Annotated in this window: 5 protein-coding genes and 2 pseudogenes; all 7 read right to left on the bottom strand. The window is 71.3% G+C overall.

The window, feature by feature from the left end; all coding sequences use genetic code 11:
- Positions 1–662 (bottom strand): MFS transporter (locus DKL51_RS00025; RefSeq protein WP_124811590.1); only part of this gene is annotated, 662 nt, incomplete at its 3' end.
- 203 nt (positions 663–865) lie between these two features.
- Complete coding sequence (locus tag DKL51_RS00020; protein WP_124811589.1) at positions 866–1,825, bottom strand: mechanosensitive ion channel family protein; 960 nt, start codon at positions 1,823–1,825, stop codon at positions 866–868.
- Positions 1,826–1,907: 82 nt separating this feature from the next.
- Positions 1,908–2,036, bottom strand: coding sequence for a hypothetical protein (locus DKL51_RS36005; protein ID WP_260428306.1), 129 nt, complete (start codon positions 2,034–2,036; stop codon positions 1,908–1,910).
- Between the two features lie 244 nt (positions 2,037–2,280).
- A pseudogene (locus tag DKL51_RS37625) lies at positions 2,281–2,415 on the bottom strand (zinc ribbon domain-containing protein); the annotation flags it as partial.
- 94 nt (positions 2,416–2,509) lie between these two features.
- Positions 2,510–2,629, bottom strand: a pseudogene (locus DKL51_RS37015) (helix-turn-helix domain-containing protein); the annotation flags it as partial.
- Between the two features lie 64 nt (positions 2,630–2,693).
- Positions 2,694–3,188, bottom strand: a complete 495-nt coding sequence (locus DKL51_RS00005; protein WP_109947662.1) for a hypothetical protein — start codon at positions 3,186–3,188, stop codon at positions 2,694–2,696.
- A 16-nt stretch (positions 3,189–3,204) separates the two neighbouring features.
- A partial coding sequence (locus DKL51_RS34565; RefSeq protein ID WP_185734649.1) for an Rv1363c family protein occupies positions 3,205–3,743 on the bottom strand: 539 nt, incomplete at its 5' end.

The raw sequence follows: 3,743 nt of genomic DNA, 5'->3' as shown, positions 1-3,743 counted from the left end.
GCCCGGGCCTCGGCGAAACCGGCGCGCAGGCTCGCCCACCAGCCCGAGTCGGCGCCAGTGGTCTCCACCTCAACGGCGGGGGCGCGATGGTCGGGGAAGCGGATGGCGACGGCCGCCGCGAGCAGGCAGCCGAGGACGCTGGCCGCGCCCACGGCGCGGTAGCCGCCGACGGCCAGCACCGGCCCGGCGAGGGCGTGCGAGCAGACCCCGGCCAGCACCGCGGCCGTGCTGGCCCGACCGCTGATCCGGGCGTACCGGTCGGCGGCGCCGGCCCGGTCCAGTTCGGTGTAGACCAGCGCCTCCAGGGCGCCGGAGCGCAGCGCCGAGCCGGCCCCCCAGAGCAGGAAGCCGGCGGCGAACGCCGGATAGGACGGTACGAGCACCCAGAGGGCGAAGCCGACCGCGGGCAGCAGCGGCGCCAGGCAGAGCAGCAGTCGGCGGGAGACCGCGTCGGCCCAGGCGCCGGAGGGCACCTCCAGGACGATGCCGGTCGCCGACCAGATGACGAAGAGCGAGGAGATCTGCCCGACCGACAGCCCGGTGTCGGCGAAGAGCAGCGCGTACACCGAGTAGAGCAGCACGAAGTCGGTGAGGAACGCGTAGCCGTAGAGCGTAACCGCCAGTCGGCGGACGCCCGGCACGCGCGCGGGGACGATGATCATGAGGCCTTCCCACGGGGACGAGACGGACACCGGACGTACGGCGTCCGCGGCGGCCCGCGGCCTCGGCCTTCAGCGTGGGATCAACATCGCCAGGTCATGCGCTGATGGTAATCGGCTCTCGCCGACCACGTGTCCCGCGAAACGGCAGGAGACACGAGACGGGGTGGGACCCGGCTGGGTCCCACCCCTCGCGCTGCTGACAGTCAGCGGCGGAAGTTCTCCGTCGGCGGAATGATCATCGTGGACTCGTTGTCCACCGCCTGCTCGGCGGTGGGCTGCCGCGGCGTGGTCGGCTGGGTGCGGTCCGAGTCGGCGTACGGCGGGACCGGCTGGGTCGGGTCCGCCGAGGCGTACGGGGCGACCGGCTGGGTCGGGTCGGCCGAGGCGTACGGGGCGACCGGCTGGGTCCGCTCGGACTCCGCGTACGGGGCGACCGGCTGGCTCACCCGGGCCTCGACGTCCCGCCGGCCCGCCTGGTACGCCCGGGCGTGCGTGGCGATCATCTGCGACTCCTGCTCGGCCCGGCTCAGCCAGTTCTCCCAACGGCTCTGCATCGGGCGGACCAGGCCGCCGCCGATACCGACGACCAGGATGCCGCCGATCGTGGCGAGCACGGCGATCAGCACCGGGGTGGTCACCGCGGTGGCGACGCCGATCTGGTTGAGGGCGGCGATGATGCCCAGCCCGAGGATGAAGATCGAGGCGATGTTCGCCAGGACCCGGCCGTAGGAGAGGCCGCCGAGGGCGCTGCTGATGATGTCCTTGACCGCATTGGCGATCGCGGCGGCCACCACGACGATGACGATGGCGACGAACGCCTTCGGCAGCCAGGCGACCACGCCGTGGAGCAGGTCGGAGATCGGGTTCGGGCCCCAGATGCCGAAGGCGAGCAGCAGGGTCACCAGCAGCACCGCGTAGTAGGCCAGCTTCGCGACGATGTCGCTGGCGTCGTACCGGGACCGGGCGAGGGCGGTCTTGATGCCGCCGCGCTCGACGGCGCGGTCGAAGTGCACCCGCTCCAGCACCTTGTCCACGATCTTGAGCACGGCCTTGGCGATCAGCCAGCCGACCACGAGGATCGCGATGAAGGCGACAGCCTTGGGGAGGAACAGCATCACCGAGCGGAACGCGTCGCCCACCGCGTTCCCGAAGTTGTCTTTCATCGAAGGGCCTCCACGCAGGGTTCGGGTCGGTCAGCCTCGACCTACCCGAACCGTGCGCTGGGGAAACGCGGTGGCCCCCGGGTCAGCTCCGCCGGCAGCGGTAGGCGACCTCGGTGCCGGCCTGCACCGGCGATGGTTCGATGATGTTGACGGTGGCGGTCTCCTTGGTCGCGCCGACACCGCTGAACGTCCACTTGAGGGTGAGGGTCACGTCCGCTGACCCCGGCCCACCCGCTCGCTGAGCAAACTGCCCGGCGCGGCGTCCGAACGGAACCACTGTTGACGTTCTCCCCGCCCTGAAGAGCCGGGATTCCCTCCGCGCTGCGCGTGGAACGATGCGCGGCGCCCGGGTGGATTCCTGCTTCTCGGCGTGGTGCCGGCACGGGTGCCGGTCTTACCTGCGCTCCACAGGCGTTTAGGCTCTCGGCGCGTCCCGCCGCGAGCACGTTGATGGCCGCGTTGATGTCCCGGTCGTGAACGGCTCCGCACGGACAGTTCCACGACCGAACGCCAAGCGGTTTCGGTCCGTCGATACGGCCGCACGTCGAGCACGTCTGCGATGTGGGCGTAAACCGGTTGATCTTCGCAAAGGTACGCCCATGCCCGTTCCGGCGTGGTCTTGGCCTGTGTGATCACTCGCTTCGACAGCTCGCCGTCCGACAAGTACGGCAACCCCTGCGCGTGGGCTTCGTGGCGGGCGCGCAGCCCGTCGTTGAACACCACGCGCGCGCACCCGAACGTTCGTGCCAGCGCTTGCCGCTGGTCCCGCGTTGGGTAGACACGGTAGTTGTATCGGAGCTGCACAGCCGGCAGTCTGCCACCGTCCTACGACACAAAGAACCAGGTTCCGGCAGAGGCTACGAGTAGATCAGATCGCGGTCGCCTTGACCACCTTCCAGTCGCCGTCGACCGGCACCATGGTGAGGACGACGCGATTCTGGTCGACCTTCTCCCCCGCCGTGCTGACGTTGCGCCGGTACTGGTTCAGGTAGACCAGCAGTTCCACCCGGTCGGCGTCGGCGGTGACCACCCCGGTGGCGGAGACCTCCGCCAGCACCACCGCCTGCTGCTTCGTGGCGGTCGGCTTGAGGGTCGCGGTGGTCTGGGCGTACTCGTCGGCGAAGGCGCCGGTGGCGAACGTCCGTCCGTTCGCGACGCTGTCGTCGAAGGTGCGGTAGTCGTACGAGAAGAGGGCCTTCGCGGCGGCCGGGGCGGTGGCGAGCGCCTGGCGTACGGCCCGGTCGCGCTGGCCGGCGCGGTGGTCGCCGTACCAGCCGGTGGCGGCGATCGCCGCGGCGACCAGGATCAGGACGACGAGTGCTGGCAGCGGCCGGATCCGCCCCGGGCGTCGGGTGATGCGCATCGGTTTCCTCCTCCGGTCAGCCGACGAACTGGAGCTTGGCCACGAGCCAGTCGCCGGAGTCCCGGTCGCGGACCATGTCCACCTGGATCCGGTAGTGCGACGGGCGTCCGTCGGGTGCCTTGACGTTCTTGACGGTCGCGTCGACCGCCACCAGCACGACGGCCCGCCGGCGGTCCCCGGAGACCAGCCCGGCGCGCAGCACCGTTCCGTGCGACTCGACCTTGTTCTCCACCACCGCCGTGCGCACCTGCGCCTGGCCGCGGGTGAACTCCTCCTTGAAGTCGCCGGTCGCCCCGGCGGCGATGCGTTGCAGGTCCCGGTCGACGCTCGCGGCGCTGACCGAGACGAAGTTGACGCTCGCCTGCTTGGCGGCGGCGAGGGCGGCCTGCCGGGCGTCCTCGGTGGCCCGGTCGACGTACCAGCGGTGCCCGTACACGCCGGCCGCGGCCAGGGCGGCGGCGAGCACGACCACGAGCAGGCCGATCAGCGCCCGCCGACGACCCGGCGTACCGGTGACCGCGTCTCGAGCCCTGCCGGTCGTTCCCGCGTCGGCGG

It is taken from the genome of Micromonospora globispora, assembly GCF_003857015.1.
Classification (GTDB): Bacteria; Actinomycetota; Actinomycetes; order Mycobacteriales; family Micromonosporaceae; genus Micromonospora; species Micromonospora globispora.
Note: the sequence above shows the minus strand (reverse complement) of the source record. Positions and strands in the feature narration are given on the sequence as shown.